Genomic DNA, 18,558 nt, shown 5'->3' on the forward strand with positions numbered 1-18,558 from the left:
GGCGACGCAGCGGATTCCGCAGACAGGCTCGGCGGGCGCCAGGCACCGTCAGGTAGGCGAGCGGTCGGAATCGATGATGCCGTGCAGCACAAGACCGACAAGACGATCGGTGGCCTGCGCGGTGGCGTCGGACTGGTCGCTGGTCCACGCGATCGCGCCGGCGATCTTGACGATGTCGTCGGTGGTGGCTTCCGGTCGCGCGCGCCCCGCCTGTTGGGCGCGGGACAGCACGGTGCCTGCCGCGTCGAGTGCCGCGGCGCAATGCGGCGCGAGAGGGTTGTCGGGGACCTCGAGGGCACGCATGATCTCCTCGGACAGCCCGCGGACCCGGCGAATGTGCGACACCAGCGCGGCGACCCAGCGGGCAAGCGCGACAGCGGGATCGGGCTCGGCATCGAGAGTGCTCGCGAGCGCGATCACCTCGTCGAGACTGGTGCCGACCACTGCGGCGATGAGGTCTTCGCGCTGGGGGAAATGCCGGTAGAGCGTGGCAGGTCCCACCCCGGCGCGACGGGCGATCTCATTGAACGACACATCGACGCCCTCGCTGGTGAACATGGTGTGCGCGGCCTCGAGCAGTCGTGCCCGGCTGCGGCGCGCATCGGCTCGCACTCCGCCCGGCGGCGCTGACTCTCCGTGGTCCATCGGGCCTCCTGTGGCTAATTGGAATGCCATTCCGTATATTCGGAATGGCATTCCGAATTGTAATCGACAGGAGCCGAACGTGATGTTGCCGCCGAATCTGCCGCGTACCGGCATCTGGGTGAACGGGCTCGATCTGCAGCCGCCGCCGGTGGTCGGGGCAATGGCCGCGGAGCTGGAGGGCCTGGGGCTCGGCGCGATCTGGCTCAGCGAGGGGCTCGCGCACGACCCGTTCGTCACGGCCGCCGGGCTGCTCGCCGCCACCCGCAGGCTGGTGGTCGGCACGGGGATCGCGGTGACCTACGGTCGCCATCCGCACTGGATGCGCGCCTCGGCCCGGGCGGTCCTGGACGCCTACCCGGGGCGGTTCGTGTTCGGGGCGGGCACATCCAATCCTCGTGTCGTCGAAGGTGTGCTCGGACTCGAATACCGCAAACCGCTGGCCGCCCTGCGCGCCTACCTGGACGATCTCGACGCGCCCGACAGCTTGCGAGCCCAGCTCGGACTGCCGGACTCCGGCCGCCTACCGCGAGTACTCGCGGCGCTCGGCCCGCGCGCTCTGGAACTGGCCCGGGACAGGGCCGACGGCGCCATCACCTATCTCACGACACCCGAACACACCGCGCAGGCGCGTGCCGTTCTCGGGCCGGACCGGACTCTCGTGGTCGAACAGGCCGTGGTGGTAGGGGCCGACGACGCCGATGCCCGCGGCCGCGCTCTCGCACACGTGGGCGCCTACCTGACCAACCCTGGATACCGGGCGAGCTGGCAGCGACTCGGCTTCACCGACGCCGATCTCGCCGCACCCGGCAGTGACCGGCTCGTCGACGCGTTGGTCGCGATCGGGGAGGACCGAGTCGGACAACGGATCGCCGCGCATCTGTCCGCCGGCGCCGACCACGTGTGCCTTCAGGCGCTCCCGGCCGAGCCGTTCACCATCCCGGCGCAGCAGTGGAGGCTTCTGGCCGGCCTCGACATCCACAGTCCGCGCTGACCTGGGCTTCGGGCTTCGGGCTTCGGCGGCAGTCGGCGGCGCGGTGCTCGACCACTATCGAGCGCCCGGCGCGGTGAGTCGGCGAAAGCTGCCGACGAAATCGCCGAGCGCACGGCGGTCTTCGAGATCGGGCGGCTGATGCCCGTTGTCGGCGGTGACGGTGACCGCGGTACCTGCCGCGATACCGAGTTCTTCCCAGCACAGCGGCAGTAGCGGCGCGTGCACCGAGTGCGCGTTGGCGGTGACGACGATGGTGGAGGAGTAGCGGCCCGCCACGTCGAGCAACGCTTCGGCGGCGTCGCGGGTGAGCGCGCCAGGGGAATCGAATTCTTCGAAGTACACGGTGCTCCTCCTGTCCGGGCGAGTCGATTCTCACAGGATCCACACAATTGATCCACGAATCCGTCACCGGCCCGTTCTAGGGTCCCAGACATGCGAACATGGGTGAACCGAGCGCTGCTCGGCACGGGGTGGGTTGCCTTGCTGGCGGGAGTCGCGGGGATCGCGCTGTACTTCAGCGGATCGCAGCGGCGGACGATGGTCCTGCTGGCTTCCGGTGCGTCGCTGCTGATGCTCGGCACGATCGTGGCGCTGGTGTTGTTCGTCATCGCTCGCGGGCGGCGCAGCATGATCGCCGCCGGCGTCGCGGTGGCCGCGGCGTTGTGGACCCAAGTACCGATCTACGTGCCGGACGGCCACGCCGCCACCGGGCCGGAACTGACCGTGATGCAGTCGAATCTGCTGTTCGGCGGGGCGGATACGGGTGCGGTGGTCGAGGCCGTGCGCGCGCAGAGCGTGGATGTGCTCACATTGAACGAGCTCACCCCCGCCGCCGTCGCCGGACTCACCGCCGCCGGAATCGACACTCTGCTCCCGTACCACTACCTGGAAGATTCCGAGGCCGGCGGCGTCGGCACCGGCATCTACAGCCGATACCCGTTGCGCGACACCGAGAACTACGACGGATTCCTGCTCAACAACATCTCCGCGATCATGGACCACCCCGATCGCGGCGCCATCGCGGTCTACGCCTTCCATCCGGTACCGCCGCCGGTGGATTTCGGCAGGTGGCAGCGCGAATTGAGCGCCATTCGCGACCTTCTCGACGTGGAGCAGCGTCCGGCCATCGTCGGCGCCGACTTCAACGCCACCCGCGACCACAGCGCCTTCCGCGACTTGCTGCGCGGCCGTTTCGAATCCGCCGCCGATCAGGCCGGGGCGGGCCCACTGCGCAGCTACCCGCAGGACCGGAGCTGGGGCCCGGTCATCGGCATCGACCACGTCCTGCTCGCCGACGCCACCGCCGACGAGGTCTGGACCATGGTCGTGCCGGGCACCGACCATCGCGCCGTCCTGGCCCGCATCCACTTGCACTGATCGAGACACCGCATCGCCGCGAATTTCCGCCGCGACGATGCGTATCGGCGCCGCCGAGCGATTACGATGTGGAGCGCTCGGACGGCAGGCGCATGCGGCGCCGGTCCGGGCCCGGGTTGTATTCCGGCCCGGTCGAACTTGGGGAGGCATTCAAGTGACAAGGAACAAGCGGCTGCGCTTTGCCGCCGCCATCGCGGCGTGCGCCGCGTTGGTGCTCACCGGCTGTTCGGAATCGGCCGAGGCAGCGCAGTCGGGTCCGGGGCAGGAAAACCCGTGGCAGATCGCGGGTGCCACGTCGAGCACCGGTCCGAGCGGGCCGCGCCCCGACGCCCCGGACGCGCCGATCCAGGCCGAGAACGGTGACGGCGGGCCGATGGACCAACTCGCCCTCAACGCCGTCTACGACGTGCAGGAATTCTGGAAAAAGGAGTACAGCAAGACCTTTCCCGGCACCTTCGAGCCGGTGCAGCAGCTGATCTCCTGGTCCGCGTTGGCGCCGAAATCCGAGGCGGTCGAGTTCTGCACCATCGACACCTATCAAATGGTCAATGCCGCCTACTGCGGCTCCGACCATTCGATCGGCTGGGACCGCGGCGTGCTGCTCCCTGAGCTGGTCAAAGAGTTCGGCGACATGTCGGTGGTCATGGTGCTGGCCCACGAGTACGGCCACGCCCTGCAAGGCCAGGCCAAGATCTCCGACCGGCGCACCCCCGGGCTGGTGCGCGAACAGCAGGCCGACTGCCTGGCCGGTGTGTACCTGCGCTACGTCGCCGAGGGCGATTCCCAGTACTTCACGATGAACACCACCGACGGCCTCAACGGTGTGCTCGGCGCGACGGTCGCGGTGCGCGACCGCGACCCGGACGACCCGGACAACGTGCACGGTTCGGCGTTCGAGCGGGTGACCGCGGTGCAGATGGGTTACACCAGCGGCGCCGAAGCCTGCAAGGCGATCAATGAGGACGAGATCGAACAGCGCCGTGCGGGCCTGCCGATCACCTTCGAAGACGACCACGGCGAACGTCAGCTGCCGGTCGATCAGGAATCGCTGGTCAGCGTCGCCAATGCCGCGGCCGAGGCGCTGCCGTCGGATGTCGCTCCGCAGTACGACTACTCGGGTGTGGCGTCGAGCTGCTCCGGAGTGACCGTCACCGAGCCGGTGTCCTACTGCCCGGACGCCAACTCCATCGGCACCGACATCCCGGCGCTCGCCGAACGCGCGGGCCCGCTGGAGGACGAGGACAAACCGCTCTCGGCGATCGTCAGCGGCGACTACAACGCCTACGTCGTCTTCATCTCCCGCTACACCCTCGCCGTGCAGAAGGCACGGGGCCTGTCGCTGGAGGGCGCGGACACCGCCGGCCTGCGCACCTCCTGCCTGTCCGGTGCGATCACCACCGAACTGAGCAAGCCGGGCCGTGAAGTTCAGCTCTCGGCCGGTGATCTGGACGAGGCCATTTCCGGTCTTCTCTCGGACGGTCTGGCGGCCAGCGACGTCAACGGCGAGACCGTGGAGAGCGGGTATCTGCGGCTCGAGGCGTTCCGTCTGGGTGTGCTCGAGGGCGAGGCGGCCTGCGCCAACAAGTACAACTGAGGTAGTCCGAGCAGCGAAGGCGCCGAGGTCGGGTTGTCGACCTCGGCGCCTTCTGCTGTGCGGGCCGGCCTACGTGCCGAGGTGTGCTTCCAACCAGTCCACGACGTCGGTGAGCACCTGGTCCTGCTCGGGCTCGTTGAAGATCTCGTGGTACAGGCCGTCGTAGCGGCGCACGGTGAGATCCTCGGCGCCCGCGCCCTTTTCGATGAGATCGGTGCTCGACGGCGCGGCAATGGTGTCGGCGGTGCCGTGCATCGCGAGCGTCGGTGCGGTGAGCTTCCGCAGGCGACCCTTGACGGCGATTGCGGCGTTGAGTATTTCGGTGGCGGTCCGCGCGGGGAGCTTGCCACGGAACACCAGTGGGTCGCTGTCGTAGGCGGCGACGACCTTCGGATCGCGGCTGATATCGGACGAATCCAGTTTCAGCACACCGAGATTGGGTGTGATCTTGGTGAGCACCGGTGCCAGCAGCCGCTGAATCGGATTGCCCACCGGGATGTCGAGCGGCGGCGCCGACACCACGACACCGTCCACCTCGATCGGCGCCCGCGTCACCAGGAACAGCACGATCAGGCTGCCCATCGAATGTCCGAGCAGGAACGCGGGCACCGCGGGGAACTCCCGCCGCGCCATCGCGAGCAACGTCGCCACATTATCGGCCGCCGCATCCATCGACCCGATATTCGCCCGCGCCCCACCGGAATTCCCGTGCCCCGGATGATCCAGCGCGTACACCGCGAACCCGGCATCGGCCAGCCGACGCCCCACATGCTCATACCGCCCGGCATGCTCGGCGACACCGTGCACCAGCACGATCACCCCGCGTGCCCCGCCTTCGGGCAGCCAGGCCCGCCACTCGATCCGGGCACCGTGCCCGATGAAGGAGCCGGAATCGGCGTGGGGCTGTTCGCCGGAGGTCGAGGCGGCGCTATCTGTCGCGGATGCAGTTGAGCTCGCGCCGGCTGCGTCCGCGATCTCCGGCGGGTTCTCTGCGCCGGTCGAATCGCTGTCGAGTGCCGTCGCGGCGCCGGATGCCGCGGTGTCGTCGGACACGGCGATGTCCGCGGCGGGTTCCGCGTCGTCGCCGTTCGCGTCGCCCGAAGCTTCGCTGGTGGTCGCGGTCGAATCTGCGCTGGACACGGCCGCATCCGCGCTGGTCTCGGCCGAAACTGTGCTCGACTCGCCTGAATTCGCGCTGGACGCGCTCGGAACCGCGTCGGTGTCGGCCGATGCTGCGCCTGTCTCGCCCGGAGCTGCGTCGGATGCGCTCGGAGCCGTGTCGGTCTCGATCGAAGCCGCGCTGGCCTCGGCTGATACTGCGTCGGACTCGGCCGGAACTACGTCGGTCTCGCCTGAATCGGCGCCGATCCTGCCCGAACCCGCGCTGGTCTCGGAAGCGTCGTCGGTGGCCGGTCCTGCTGCGGCGGTGGCCGGTTCGGTACCGCCTGCTTCTTGCGTGTCGGTGGTTGTGGCATCGGTGACTGCGGTGGCGGAGTCCGGTGCGGAGCTCGATGCCTTTGTATTCGCGGCAGCGCCCAGCGGTTCGGAGTTGCCTGCGTCTTGCGTGTTCGTGGGTGCGGCGTCGGTGTCCGCGGTAGCAGAGCTCGATGCGGCCGCCTTGGTAGCGGACTTCTTCGCAGCCGGGCGCGATGCCGGGCTGGTCGAAGTGGTCTTGCGGGCGCGCGTGCTCGCGGCCGTCTTCTTCGCGGGACGGTCGCCGGTGGTGCCGGTGGCGGCTTCCGGCGTCGACCCGGTGGTGGCAGCGTCGGTGGAGGCCGTGGTCACCGGTTTCGGCGCGGCCTTCTTCGCGGGCCGCTTCTTCGCCGGGGCGGCGGTGGAATCGGCGGTGCCGGAAGCGGGCGTGCCCGCGCTTGTCACCTCGGAGTCGGCCGTGCTCTTGGTCGCGGCGGATGTGGCCGCAGTGCTCTTCGCCGCGCCGCGCGCTGTCGCCTTCGCGGCGGTCTTGGCAGCCGTGCCGGCCTTTTTCGCCGCCGTGCCGGTGTTCTTCGCCGCCGCTGCTGTGCCGGTCTTCTCGGCCGCTGTGCCGGCCTTCTTCGCCGCCGTTCCGGCCTTCTTGGCTGCCGCGCCAGACGCGGCGCCGGAGGATGTGCTCTTGGTGGCGCGTGAGGCCCGCGTGGTGGCCTTCTTGGCCGCGGCCTTTGCCGGGGTCTTCGCGGCACCGTTTCCAGTGTCGGTCGTCGCGGAATCGGTTGTGCTGGAGGCGGAGTGCTTGTCCGGCTCGGCGGCTTGGCTCATGTGTCGGTTCCTCGGGTGGGGCGTGGCGCCGGGTCGGCGAGCTGGTCGATCAGCCGCCGGTTGAATGCGATGAGGCGAGCGTAGTTGACGCGGGAGATCCGTTCATCGGTTCCATGGATGCGTTCGAGATCGGTCCGGTCGAAGACGACAGGGGCGAAGTTGCAGCGGGTGCGGGCCAGATCGTCGTAGTGGCGCGAGTCGGTGGCGCCGGGGACCAGGCCGGTGGTGACGACGATACCGGGCACCACCTCGCTGGCCAGGCGAGCGATCCGGTCGAAAGCCGGGCCGGCAGTGGCGACCCGAGACGGCTCCGATGACATGCCGACCAGCTCGATCCGCACGCCGTCATCGCCGACGACGCGGCGGCAGTGTTCCAGCACTCCGTGCACCGAGTCGCCGGGCAGGATCCGGAAGTTGATCAGCGCCTCGGCGTGCTGGGGCAGCACGTTGGCTTTCACCCCGCCGCGGATGACGGTCGGCGCCGTCGTGGTCCGCACCATCGCCTCGGTCTGCGGTCTGGCGGCCAGCACCCGGGTGATCACGGGCCCGGCGACCCCTGCCATGCCGAGCAGCGTGCGCCGGGCCGGTGGCATGGCCGCGCGCAGACGGCTCAGCATGTCGGTGATGACCGGTGTCAATCGCAGCGGCATCGGCCGATCCTGCAGTCGCCCCACCGCCCGCGCGATGCGCCCGACCGCCGTCTGTTTCCCCGGCATCGACGAGTGCCCGCCGACATCGTTCACCGACAGCCGGACGGTCGCGTATCCCTTCTCGCCCACCATGATCGAGGCCACCGGCCGGGCGACGCCATCGGCGACGCCTTCGGTGATCACCCCGCCTTCATCGAGCAGCAGTTCCGCCCGCACACCCCGCTCGCGCAGCGCCTGCGCCATGCGGACAGCGCCGTCGTCGCCGAAGACCTCTTCGTCGTGCCCGAACGCCAGATACACCGTCTGCGCCGGCTGAATCCCCGCGGCGAGGGCCGATTCGACGGCCTCGAGGATCGCCATCACCCGGCTCTTGTCGTCGATCGCGCCGCGCCCCCAGATGTACTGCTCATCGACGACACCCATGAACGGCGGATGCGTCCAATGCGGTTGATCATCGGCCGGAACGACATCCTGATGCGCGAGCAGGATCGCCGCCGTCCGCGACGGATCCGTCCCGGGCCAGGTGTAGAGCCTGCTGTGCCCGAACAATTCCAGGTCCAGCTCGGCATGCACTCGCGGGAACGACCGCTCCAGGTGCTCGGCCAACAGCGCGAACGCCGCATCGTCGATCTCGGCCGGATCCTCCCGCGACACGGTCGCACACCGCAGCGCCGCTGCCAGCCGCTCCGCCGTCGCGTCATCGACGCCGTCGATCGGGTGCGACCGGCCGAAGGGATCGCTGCCGGCAGCGGCCAGCGCCCGAGCCTCCGATGTGGCGGGCACGGAGGAGTCGACATCCGCCCCGACCATTCGACCGCCGGTGGTCGGATCAACCGGCTCGCCCCGATCGGGCCGCTCCCCGGCTACCGTGCCGTCGGACGCCGACCCGTCCGCGCCGGGTTCACGTGGTCCAGCGGCGGGCACGGACCTGTCGGCGGCACCGACCGGGGCGCCTTCGTCGGGCTCGTTGCGGGCGGCCCCGCTCATCGGGTGGGCGCAGTGGGCAGGTTCATCGGCACCACTGCATTGTTCACCACCCCGGCGTCGAGGGTGCGGGTCTTCTTGCGATGCCACTTCGGGATGGCCTCGCCGATACCGCCGGGCAGATCGGCCGTGCGCGGCTGGGTCAGGACGGGCACCTCGAGGCGCGCCGCGGTGACGGTGACCTCGGCGAAGGCGGGGGAGTGCGACCAGACGTCGTCCACCACATCGGTGATGCGCGCGCCGAGCCGATGTCCGGCCGCGATGGGCCAATCCTGGGCCAGCAGCCGCACCTGCGCGGTCTGGCTCACCGGCGCGATCCCCCGGGTGATGACGACGGCGTTGTTGTCCGGCGCGATATCGAACAGCTCCACCGCCACCGTCGCGTTCGGCGGCCCGGCCAGCGACAACGTCGCCGTCGGGATTCCCGACAGATGCACCGCACGGTCGAAGGGCTCGGTCACCGACCAGATCTCTCGATCCGGTCCCGGCAGCAATCCGCGATCGGTATAGCGCGCGGTGCGCAGCTCGACCGGGACGCGCACGGTGTCGGCGGCCGGCCATTGCGTCTCACCGCGCCACCGTCCGTCGAACTGCCCGACGGTGACCCGCGGCCCCGGAATCTGCACGTCGCGCCCGGCCACATGCTTGTCGAAGAACGCCAGCAGTTCGGTGTCGAAATGCGGGGTCGCGCACTTCTCGTGGCAGGTCTGGTGTCCCCACTGCCCGAACCATGCCTTGTGGTCGCCCGGGCCGAGGTTGTTCCACAGGTCGAAGACGCGGTAGGCGCGGGTGTTGTAGTCGAGGAACCCCTGCCCGAGGAACAGCGGAGTGGTGGTGCCGCCCAGCTTGGCGACCAGATCGCGATCGCGCCAGAACGCGGTGTCGCCGTTGTGGTCGGTGATGTCCTGGAGGTAGCGGGCGTAGCACTGCATCGGCAGTTGCAGTGCGTTGGCCTGGTACTCGGGTGAGTCGCCGGGGTGCGGCGGGGTAGAGGCGATCAGCACGTGTTCGAAACCGGCGAGGTCGGCGGGCCGCACCCCGTCCTCGGTGACGGGTTTACCGGAGAACTTCCACGACACGCCCTCCATGTACAGGTAGGTGTACGGGTCGACCACCGGCTCGAACGCCGCGACCGCCGCCAGGCCCTTCGGCTCGGTCGCCAGCCCCATCAATCCGGTCCACGCCTCGTAGGAGGCGCCCCACATGCCGACCTTGCCACTCGACCACGGCTGGCTCGCCGCCCATTCCACCGCGGTGGCCACGTCGGCTCGCTCACCCGGTCCCCCGAAATCCGGGCAGCCCGACGATCCGCCGAATCCGCGCAGGTCCACGATGACGTAGGTGTAGCCGGCGTTCAGGAACAGCTCGGGCGTCAGGTTCTCCACCGACGGCCCGCCCTCGAGCCGCGGCTCGCTCAGGTACGCCGAATGTGCGCGATACGGGCTGACGGTGAGGATCACCGGCGTGCGTTCATCGTCGGCCAGACCGGCCGGGCGCAGGATGTCGGCGTGCAGCCGGGTGCCGTCGGGTGCGTCGATGTAGGCCTCACGCCATTCGTGCGGTACCTCCGGCCGCGCGCTCGCGGTCATCGGCACGGCCGCGGTCACCACCATCAGCACGCCGACGACGAGCAAGAGTGCACGCACCAGAACCGGTCGACCAGGCACCGCTCGACTACCTCCGCATCCGTTCCAGCCCACGCGCGGGCCGGCGACGGACTACGTCGGCAGCGCACCTAAGAAGTATCGGGTCGCCGGACGAACGTCCAGCCCCCGGAACCGGGGTGCCGTCGTCGTGGTTGTCGCCGGTCGTCCCGTGGCGGGAACGCTCACCCACGGGCACTATCCTGAGAGGCATGCCAGCAGGTAAGCCCACCAAGGAAGCGAAGGCCGCGGCGAAAGCGGCCCGCAAACAGCAGTCGAAGGAGCGCCGCCAGCAGTTGTGGCAGGCCTTCCAGATGCAGCGCAAGGAAGACAAGCTGCTGTTGCCGCTGATGATCGGCGCGCTGGTCGGCATCACCGTGGTGTTCTTCCTGATCGGGCTGATCTTCGGCCTGCAATGGTTCCTGCTGCCGCTGGGCATCCTGCTCGGTGTGCTCGTCGCGTTCATCATCTTCGGTCGCCGGGTGCAGCGGTCGGTGTACAGCAAAGCCGAAGGTCAGGCGGGTGCCGCGGCCTGGGTGCTGGACAACCTGCAGGGCAAGTGGCGGGTCAGCAACGGCGTCGCCGCCACCACCCAGCTCGATGCCGTGCACCGCGTGGTCGGCCTGCCCGGCGTGATCTTCGTCGCCGAGGGTTCGCCGCAACGGTTGAAGTCGCTGCTGGCGCAGGAGAAGAAGCGCACCGCCCGCCTCGTCGGCGACACCCCGATCTACGACGTCATCGTCGGTAACGAGGAGGGCCAGGTTCCGCTCAAGGAACTTCAGCGCTACCTCACCAAGCTGCCCCGCAATATCGACGCCAAGCGCATCGACCTCATCGAAGGCCGCCTCGCCGCCCTCAGCGCCCGCAGCGGCCCGGCCCTGCCGAAGGGCCCGATGCCGGCGGGCGCGAAGATGCGCGGCGTGCAGCGCACCATCCGGCGCCGCTGAGCCCACAATTCTCGGCAAGGGCCGGTGTCCGGATCGCGGGCACCGGCCCTTGGCGTAGCGGGGTGCTCAGCCAACGAATCCGGTCATACGCGATGACGTGATAGATCACCAGGGTCGCGACGAACCCCAGCCCCCCACGGCGGCAGGCCCACCGCCCACAACGCCGCGGCACCGCCGAACAGCACCACCGACTCCGGACGGGAGGTCAGCGCGAGCGCACGACCGCCGTACCCGTCGCCCGATCGTGCATACCGCGCCCGTCGGCATCGGTGAACAGCGCGGGCACCACGAAGATGAGCAGCAGTTGCCTGCCGAGGGCGCGCACGAAGCCCACCCGCACCGGGGCGTCGACGCGGATCACGCGTAGTCGAAGGAAGTACTGGCCGGGTGTGAACCCGAACAGGGTCACCGCGAGGATGCCGACGACCACCCACACCATCCATGTGGGCGTGCTCAGCGCGCTCACCACGGCCTCGAAGTTGGTCGGCGGCTGCTTGCCGGCAGGCACGTCCGCCTCGGCGATGATCTGCTGCGGGTCCGGCCGCACGATCAGCGCCGCGATGCCCATCGCAATGACCCAGTCGACCATCAGTGCCGCGATGCGCCGGCCCATGCCCACCAGAGAGCCTGCGCCCTCGCGCGGCAATCCGATGTGTTCGCCGCGAAACTCGGGAGTTGCCGGATCGCCCGGATCCGCTGTCGGTCCGGAGAGCCAGGATCCGGTGATGCGTGCCATGGCTTCCAGGATAGGTCTATGCGGTCGGCCACCCGCGACCGCATAACCGGTGCTCACGCCGTTGGCCCAGGTCACGAATGGCAGAATGACGTCACCGTCAGAGCATGGGTGGCACATGCCACCCGTTCGGTAGCACGTGTAACACTGGCGAAACACAACCTTGACTGCCGGGAAACACCGCGTCCATACCGTCTGGTCGCGACGCCCATGCAATCGACACTGGCCTGGGAAACAATCCGTAAGGAGAACTAAGTGACGTTCAGCACGGCCGACGAGGTCATCAAATACATCGCCGATGAGGACGTCGAATACGTCGACATCCGCTTCAGCGATCTTCCCGGTGTTCAGCAGCACTTCTCCATCCCGGCGAAGGCGTTCACCGCCGACCTGGCCGAGGAAGGGCTGGCGTTCGACGGTTCCTCCGTGCGTGGTTTCCAGTCGATCGACGAGTCGGACATGCTGCTGCTGCCCGACTACAGCACCGCGCAGCTGGATCCGTTCCGCGCCGCCAAGACGCTGAACCTGAACTTCTTCGTGCACGACCCGTTCACCCGCGAGGCCTACTCCCGCGACCCGCGCAACATCGCGCGTAAGGCGGAGGAGTACCTGCGCTCGACCGGTATCGCCGATACCGCGTACTTCGGCGCCGAGGCGGAGTTCTACATCTTCGACTCCATCCGTTACGACTCGGCCATGAACGGCGCGTTCTACGAGATCGAGTCGGTCTCCGGTTCCTGGAACACCGGCGCGGAGTTCAACCCGGACGGCACCCTCAACCGCGGCTACAAGGTCCGCAACAAGGGCGGTTACTTCCCCGTCGCGCCGTACGACCACTACGTCGACCTGCGCGACAAGATCTCGACCAACCTGCAGCAGGCCGGTTTCGAGCTCGAGCGCGGCCACCACGAGGTCGGCACCGCCGGCCAGGCCGAGATCAACTACAAGTTCAACACCCTGCTCTCGGCGGCCGACGACCTGCAGCTGTTCAAGTACATCGTCAAGAACACCGCGTGGCAGGAAGGCAAGACCGTCACCTTCATGCCGAAGCCGCTCTTCGGTGACAACGGCTCGGGCATGCACGTGCACCAGTCGCTGTGGAAGGACGGCAAGCCGCTGTTCCACGACGAGTCCGGTTACGGTGGCCTGTCGGATCTGGCCCGCCACTACATCGGCGGCATCCTGCACCACGCGCCGTCGCTGCTGGCGTTCACCAACCCGACCGTGAACTCCTACCACCGCCTGGTCCCGGGTTACGAGGCCCCGATCAACCTGGTGTACTCGCAGCGCAACCGCTCCGCCGCGGTCCGCATCCCGGTCACCGGCAACAACCCGAAGGCCAAGCGCATCGAGTTCCGCGCGCCGGACTCCTCGGGTAACCCGTACCTGGCCTTCGCCGCCATGATGATGGCCGGCCTGGACGGCATCAAGCGCAAGATCGAGCCGCTGGCCCCGGTCGACAAGGACCTCTACGAGCTCCCGCCGGAGGAGGCCAAGAACATCCCGCAGGCCCCCACCAGCCTGGCCACGGTCATCGACCGGCTCGAGGCCGATCACGACTACCTCACCGAAGGCAACGTCTTCACCGAGGACCTGATCGAGACCTGGATCAACATCAAGCGCGAGCAGGAAATCGCCCCGGTGAACCTGCGCCCGCACCCGTACGAGTTCGAGCTCTACTTCGACGTGTAAATCGAAGTAACGCAAGACGTTTCGAGCCCTCCCGCCCTTCGGTGCGGGAGGGCTCGTCCCGTTGGGGGAGTGAGACCGTCCGCGATCCCGCGGCCGGATCGCCATCGCGTCGGTTGTCTCGGACGGGGTAACCGTCGGTGAGGCGATCAGGAATCGAGAAGCGGCGCGTGGGCGGCGCTGGTTAGCGTGATACCAAGTTCGCGTCGCGCACGGATCCGCGCGGCGTCCGGGGCCGAGGAATGAGAGGTCAGGCGATGGCAGGCGATCAGCAGGTGGGTGGCAAGCGCAAGCCCGGGACGCCGGGGTCGCTGTCGCGGTGGTTTCAGAAGAAGATGAACGCACGCACCGCCGCGAAGATGCGCCGTAAGGGCAGCGGCAAGGTGATGGGCATGAATGTGCTGATTCTGCACACGGTCGGCCGCCGCAGCGGGGAGCAGCGCGAGACGCCCCTCGCCTGGTTCGGCGACGGTGACGCCAAGCTGATCGTGGCCTCCGGCGGCGGCAGCGTGAACCCCGACTGGTACGCCAACCTGACGGCGCATCCCGAGCGGGTCTCCATCGAACTCCCCGGCGAGGGCACCGTCGACGTCATCGCGCAGACGCTGGACGGCACCGACCGCGAGGAAGCCTGGAAACGCATCGTCGCCGAGGAACCCCGCATCGGGAAATATCAGAAGAAGTCCAAGCGGATCTACCCGGTCCTCCGGCTCACCGCACGCTGACCGCCACTCAGTCGGTGGGGCCCTCGCACCAGTCGTCGAACGCGTCGAACGCGGGTTCGACCTGCGGCGGCACCATATCCTCGATCCGATCCTCGATCGGCTCCCAGATGGCCGCGCACTCCGGCGGCGCCGGCGGCAACATCTCCACGTACTGCGTCAACGGCGATTCCGGCTCCGGCGCCGCCGGCTGGGCCCCCGCCACTCCTGCACCCGCCAGCGTCATGGCGGCCGCGAACCCGACGGACGCGACCACTCGACGTGCACCCATGTCAACCTCCTGAACAGCTCCGTTCCCTCCGGCGACCTGCTGCCGCCTCGCCGGTCGCATACCCGGGTTCCGGCTGCCTACGCGGGAGGTCCTGAACCGAATGCCGTGCGCGACGGCATCGGGTGCCGCACACTACTCGGGAACAGACGCCCGATCGGCCAACCGCGTGTTGGCCTCGGCGAGCAGCGGGAAGGGATCGAAGCGATGGCGATCGGCGAGCGACTCGGCCAGGCGGCCCTCGACGGCACACCCATCTACGGCGAACCCTTCGAAACCGCCGACGGCGCCACGATCATCACCGTCGCGCACCGCTATGGCCGGTTCGGCACCGGGGTGCGCCCGGTCGGAGTTTTCACCATTCGTGACGGCGAGGCCGTCTGGGTGCCTGCCGTCGACGTCAACCGGATCGCATTGCTCGGCGAATGTCTCGGTCTGCTCTCCGTCGTGATCGTCACCCTCGCCGTCCTCCGTCGCCCGCCCTGGCCCGACCTGTCCCGTCGCCGCCGCACGCCGCGCTCGCCCGAGTGACCGGCCGCGCACGGTTGTCCACCCGGAACGCAGCGTCCCGATGGCAGGTGCCGCCGCACGGTGCGCGCTCCGAAGTGTCACCGCAGGCTGGTTCGTCCCAAGCGGCTGCCCAGACCTGACGTGCACAGGGCTTCGAACCGCCGCCACGCGGTCGACGGCGGCGTCGGCGCCCGCGGATCGATAACCGATCCGAGCAGCCCGATCACACCCCAGGACAGGAATGCGACGGTGTCGGAGAACTCGCCGTCGTCCATGTCGAGCCGCCCCGCGAGCTGTTCGGCCAAGATGCTACGGACCGACTGCTGGTAGGCGCGCAGCACCGTCGCGCCGCTCTTCGGGCCGATCAGCGGCTGGTAGACATCCGGATAATCCGCGGCCAGCTGGAACATCACGCGCAGCGGGGCCAGCGGCGACCCGGGCACCGCGCGCACTCGCGCGATCTCCCGGCGCAGGAACTCGGTGCAACTCACCACCAGCAGATCGTCCTTGTCCCGATAATGCGCGTAGAAGGTGGACCGGCCGACATCGGCGCGGTCGATCACGTCGGTGACCGTCACCCGCTCATACCCGCGTTCGATCATCAGCTCGATCAACGCGCGATGCAGCAGATCGCGGGTGCGGCGCACCCGGCGATCGGGGGATTCGGCCATGCTGGATTCTTTCGTCGGCGGCAGGCTACGACGATATCGGCACAGTCGTAGTGGATGCTGCGTTGCGACGGCATCGTCCCAACGGCCGGGCCTTCCCAACGATGAAAAACCCTGCGCGAGTGTGAAAAGTTGGGGAAATACCAGTGCGGGAGGAGGCAGTGTGCGGATGGGGCTCGACGGTGTCCAGCCTGCGCAAACGATCCATAGGCCGAGCGACGTCGCCGCACGACCGGCGGGGTCACGGTCTCGCGGCGGCGTGACTGCCGATGGGCACCTGCCGCCCGGGTGGTGACAGTGTCGGAGAACTGGGATCTCGGGATGCATCCCGATACCGAGGCGGCGCTCGAAGGTGGACGAGCGGCGGTCCACGCCATGGATGCGATGCTCGAACGGATCGACGGCATCCGTGCCCGCCGCCCCTCGCCGTCCGGCCGCGTCATCCCGGAGGTCGACGGGCTCGGGCGGCTGACGGACCTGTACATAGCTCCGGGAACCATCGCGAGTACAGCCAACCCACAGGAGCTCGTGGCCGACATCATGGCCGCTATCCGCGAAAGCGCCCTGGATGCCATTCGCCAACATGGGATCGCGGTGGACGAGATGCGGCCGCCCGAGCTTCCCGGGCGAGTGCCCGGCGAATCGGACTGACCGGCAGGTGGGAAACCTGGATGACGAACGTGGATGAGCTCGGTGAGCCCGGCGCGGTACCCCTTGCGCAGAACATCCTGTACGAAGTGTTCAACCCGGACTTCTCGGTTGGTGTGGCGTGCGACCGCAGCGGCATGGTCGCCGGTGTGCACCTCGGCGACGAAGTGTGGTCGAACAGCGACTACTGGTTGTCCCGCGAGATCCTGCGGGTGGCCCGCTTGGCCTACCTGAAGTCACAGGTCGGCCGCCGCGCGGAACTACTGGAGGCCGGAGCGGCGCCCTACACCGCCGACACGTTGGGGCTCCCGACGGAGTCCGAATTCCAACGGAAATTGAGAGATGAATTCGGTTCGGACTGCTGATTGCGACGATGTGACCCGGATGGTCGCCATGACATCGAACGGTAGCCCGGCACAACACGAGGAGAGTGTTCGTCGAGATGGCTCTGCATCACAGTTCGCCCGAGACGCGCAAACAGGCCAACATGGAGCGCGCGGCCGCTGAACCCGCCTATGCGAAGGCCGAAGGGGATCCCGACTGGGAGCGCGATTTCGAAGAGATGTTCGGGAAGGCGGCCAACCAGGCGCGCGGCCTGTGGATGCAGGCGATAAATGAACGCAGGAAGAATTATACCGGCGTCGGGGACGATCGAAATCTGTCCGGCGATTATCTCGATGTCACCGCGGTGAGTATCGATGGCCAAGATATTGATGGTGGCGCCCGGGTGCGTCGTGCCGGACCCGAGGTGTAACTGCGCCAAGCCCGTGCCTGCACGGTGCGCGAAATAGATCGAATGCTCCTGACTCGAAGCGGTCTGGTGCGATAAGCAAAAAGGGGCTGTGCTGGTGGCTGGTAACAAGCCGACAAAGGACGACATCACTGCGGGTGTCCTCTCTAAAGGCGACGAGCTCGGAGGAGACAAGAATCGGTGGCTGTACTCCCAGAATGGTGAATACCGTTTCGGGGTCAAGGACGGTAATGCGGTCGTCGAAGAGGTCTCGACCGGAAAGATCGTCAACCAGCTGTCGGAGGGGAAGAACGGCACCCGGATAAAGTTCGATGAAGAAGGCGGGTGGTTCGGGCAGCAGGGCGCCACCCGGCTGAACCTGGTGGGCCAGAAGACCACCGAGCTCAACGGCATGGGGGGTAAGCAGGAAAGGACAGAAGATGTCAATGTATGGGCAACGAAAACCAGCAACTCGACATTTGACGGCCCGGCCTCAGAAGGCAAAGACTGGGAAAACGACGACGGTCATGAGCCGGACTACTTCGTGCTCACCAACGATGGTCGGATAGCTGCGATCAAGGGAGGAATCCCGAAAAGCTGGGATAAATACAATCCCGAAGCCGATACGGGCACGATCGCGGTATGGGGCAAGCCGCACCAGGGCCTGAAAGCCGGTACCAGTCCGAAGAACTACCCACTCGAGTTCAAGCTTCCCAAGGGTGGGGAAAAGCCATCGCCGGCGCTCGGCCGCTGGGTGGATTTCATGAACTTGAAGCTGAAGCACATCGGGCATCAGATGGGCTCGAAGAACCCGGAGATTCCGAAGTTCCTCGTCGAGGGCAAGAATAAAAAGGGTGGTACCACCCTGAAGGACGAATTCTTCGACACTTCCTATGTGAAGCCTCTGGAGGGGGCGGGAGAGGCCAACAAGGGCTACCAGGATGTGAACAAGAAGATCGGCAAGAAGTACGACGAATTCAAGGAATACGACAAGCATCTGAAGAAGTTGGCGGAAAAGCTGACGAACGACAATGTCGCCACTTACAAGAAGATGTACGACAATGTCGAGACCGCGAACGAGGCGATCGCCAAGCAACTGTCCAAAGGTGTCAAAGGCGAGAAGGGCAGTACTGCTGCGGGTATCCAAAGTATTTTGGAAGAGTATCCGCTGTACGGCATCATGAGTGGTTCGGTCCAGAAATGCACGGATTTGCTCGTCGCCTATGTCGACGAGTCGGCCGCAGGCCATAAAGAACCGCCCAAGGACGGTAAGGGCGACGGCGGTAAGGGGGACGGGAAAGGCGACGGCGACGGTAAGGGGGACGGGAAAGGCGACGGCGACGGTAAGGGGGACGGAAAGGGCGACGAGGACGGAAAGGGCGGCAACGGCGGCGGCAACAGTGGCGGCGGCAGCAGTGGCGGCCGGTCAGCCAGTCGGCCGGATCGAAGCGACCAGCGCCATCGATACCTCGTGTGACGGTATCCGTGATCTGGGAAACCATG

The 18,558-nt window shown here is 67.6% G+C and carries 20 protein-coding genes; 12 read left to right on the forward strand and 8 right to left on the reverse strand.

Features of this window, described 5'->3' with window-relative positions:
• Window positions 1-48 precede the first annotated feature (48 nt).
• A complete protein-coding gene (locus tag GV790_RS16300) occupies window positions 49-645 on the reverse strand; it encodes a TetR/AcrR family transcriptional regulator (protein ID WP_163814198.1) in 597 nt (198 codons plus the stop codon).
• Between the two features lie 82 nt (window positions 646-727).
• On the opposite strand from GV790_RS16300, the gene GV790_RS16305 reads away from it, so the two are divergent.
• Complete coding sequence (locus GV790_RS16305) at window positions 728-1,636, forward strand: TIGR03620 family F420-dependent LLM class oxidoreductase (protein WP_228816122.1); 909 nt, start codon at window positions 728-730, stop codon at window positions 1,634-1,636.
• Between the two features lie 54 nt (window positions 1,637-1,690).
• Here the strand turns inward: GV790_RS16305 and GV790_RS16310 are convergent, their stop codons facing one another.
• Complete coding sequence (locus GV790_RS16310) at window positions 1,691-1,978, reverse strand: hypothetical protein (RefSeq protein ID WP_163814200.1); 288 nt, start codon at window positions 1,976-1,978, stop codon at window positions 1,691-1,693.
• Window positions 1,979-2,068: 90 nt separating this feature from the next.
• Between GV790_RS16310 and GV790_RS16315 the strand changes: the two genes are divergently transcribed.
• Both GV790_RS16315 and GV790_RS16320 read left to right on the forward strand, forming a co-directional pair.
• Window positions 2,069-3,013, forward strand: a complete 945-nt coding sequence (locus GV790_RS16315) for an endonuclease/exonuclease/phosphatase family protein (protein ID WP_256673337.1) — start codon at window positions 2,069-2,071, stop codon at window positions 3,011-3,013.
• A gap of 154 nt (window positions 3,014-3,167) precedes the next feature.
• Window positions 3,168-4,607, forward strand: coding sequence for a metallopeptidase (locus GV790_RS16320; protein WP_163814201.1), 1,440 nt, complete (start codon window positions 3,168-3,170; stop codon window positions 4,605-4,607).
• Window positions 4,608-4,676: 69 nt separating this feature from the next.
• Here GV790_RS16320 and GV790_RS31755 read toward each other — a convergent pair whose 3' ends face one another.
• Entirely contained in the window at window positions 4,677-5,747 is a 1,071-nt protein-coding gene (locus GV790_RS31755; protein ID WP_280211888.1) for an alpha/beta hydrolase, read from the reverse strand.
• 445 nt (window positions 5,748-6,192) lie between these two features.
• Here GV790_RS31755 and GV790_RS31760 point away from each other — a divergent pair, with 445 nt between their 5' ends.
• Window positions 6,193-6,927 carry a hypothetical protein gene (locus GV790_RS31760; protein WP_309139007.1) on the forward strand — a complete coding sequence of 245 codons (735 nt, stop codon included), beginning with the start codon at window positions 6,193-6,195 and terminating at the stop codon, window positions 6,925-6,927.
• Here the strand turns inward: GV790_RS31760 and GV790_RS16330 are convergent.
• Window positions 6,860-8,296: a M20 family peptidase gene (locus GV790_RS16330; RefSeq protein ID WP_280211891.1), complete on the reverse strand. Its 1,437-nt coding sequence runs from the start codon at window positions 8,294-8,296 to the stop codon at window positions 6,860-6,862. The genes GV790_RS31760 and GV790_RS16330 overlap by 68 nt on opposite strands.
• Window positions 8,297-8,496: 200 nt before the next feature.
• On the reverse strand, window positions 8,497-10,143 hold the full coding sequence (locus GV790_RS16335; protein WP_163814203.1) for a CocE/NonD family hydrolase: 1,647 nt from the start codon (window positions 10,141-10,143) through the stop codon (window positions 8,497-8,499).
• 209 nt (window positions 10,144-10,352) lie between these two features.
• Between GV790_RS16335 and GV790_RS16340 the strand changes: the two genes are divergently transcribed.
• Complete coding sequence (locus GV790_RS16340) at window positions 10,353-11,087, forward strand: DUF4191 domain-containing protein (RefSeq protein WP_163814204.1); 735 nt, start codon at window positions 10,353-10,355, stop codon at window positions 11,085-11,087.
• A gap of 205 nt (window positions 11,088-11,292) precedes the next feature.
• Here GV790_RS16340 and GV790_RS16345 read toward each other — a convergent pair whose 3' ends face one another.
• Window positions 11,293-11,823, reverse strand: coding sequence for an RDD family protein (locus GV790_RS16345; protein WP_163814205.1), 531 nt, complete (start codon window positions 11,821-11,823; stop codon window positions 11,293-11,295).
• Between the two features lie 252 nt (window positions 11,824-12,075).
• Between GV790_RS16345 and glnA the strand changes: the two genes are divergently transcribed.
• Together glnA and GV790_RS16355 are read left to right on the forward strand one after the other, a co-directional pair.
• Window positions 12,076-13,512, forward strand: coding sequence for a type I glutamate--ammonia ligase (gene glnA, locus GV790_RS16350; protein WP_163814206.1), 1,437 nt, complete (start codon window positions 12,076-12,078; stop codon window positions 13,510-13,512).
• Window positions 13,513-13,766: 254 nt separating this feature from the next.
• Window positions 13,767-14,234, forward strand: a complete 468-nt coding sequence (locus tag GV790_RS16355; protein ID WP_163814207.1) for a nitroreductase/quinone reductase family protein — start codon at window positions 13,767-13,769, stop codon at window positions 14,232-14,234.
• 7 nt (window positions 14,235-14,241) lie between these two features.
• Here the strand turns inward: GV790_RS16355 and GV790_RS16360 are convergent, their stop codons facing one another.
• Complete coding sequence (locus GV790_RS16360; RefSeq protein ID WP_163814208.1) at window positions 14,242-14,502, reverse strand: hypothetical protein; 261 nt, start codon at window positions 14,500-14,502, stop codon at window positions 14,242-14,244.
• 204 nt (window positions 14,503-14,706) lie between these two features.
• Between GV790_RS16360 and GV790_RS16365 the strand changes: the two genes are divergently transcribed.
• Window positions 14,707-15,030, forward strand: coding sequence for a hypothetical protein (locus GV790_RS16365; protein ID WP_163814209.1), 324 nt, complete (start codon window positions 14,707-14,709; stop codon window positions 15,028-15,030).
• Between the two features lie 77 nt (window positions 15,031-15,107).
• Here the strand turns inward: GV790_RS16365 and GV790_RS16370 are convergent, their stop codons facing one another.
• The gene (locus tag GV790_RS16370; protein WP_163814210.1) at window positions 15,108-15,680 is read right to left on the reverse strand and encodes a TetR/AcrR family transcriptional regulator; all 573 of its coding nucleotides are present in this window, start codon (window positions 15,678-15,680) and stop codon (window positions 15,108-15,110) included.
• A gap of 318 nt (window positions 15,681-15,998) precedes the next feature.
• On the opposite strand from GV790_RS16370, the gene GV790_RS16375 reads away from it, so the two are divergent.
• From GV790_RS16375 to GV790_RS16390, 4 genes are all read left to right on the forward strand, one after another.
• Window positions 15,999-16,328 carry a hypothetical protein gene (locus GV790_RS16375; RefSeq protein WP_163814211.1) on the forward strand — a complete coding sequence of 110 codons (330 nt, stop codon included), beginning with the start codon at window positions 15,999-16,001 and terminating at the stop codon, window positions 16,326-16,328.
• A gap of 20 nt (window positions 16,329-16,348) precedes the next feature.
• Entirely contained in the window at window positions 16,349-16,690 is a 342-nt protein-coding gene (locus tag GV790_RS16380; protein ID WP_163814212.1) for a hypothetical protein, read from the forward strand.
• 65 nt (window positions 16,691-16,755) lie between these two features.
• The gene (locus tag GV790_RS16385; RefSeq protein ID WP_163814213.1) at window positions 16,756-17,079 is read left to right on the forward strand and encodes a hypothetical protein; all 324 of its coding nucleotides are present in this window, start codon (window positions 16,756-16,758) and stop codon (window positions 17,077-17,079) included.
• A 94-nt stretch (window positions 17,080-17,173) separates the two neighbouring features.
• A complete protein-coding gene (locus tag GV790_RS16390) occupies window positions 17,174-18,532 on the forward strand; it encodes a hypothetical protein (protein WP_163814214.1) in 1,359 nt (452 codons plus the stop codon).
• Window positions 18,533-18,558 lie beyond the last annotated feature (26 nt).

Origin of the sequence: Nocardia cyriacigeorgica, from assembly GCF_010858045.1 — a bacterium.
Lineage (GTDB): Bacteria > Actinomycetota > Actinomycetes > Mycobacteriales > Mycobacteriaceae > Nocardia > Nocardia cyriacigeorgica_E.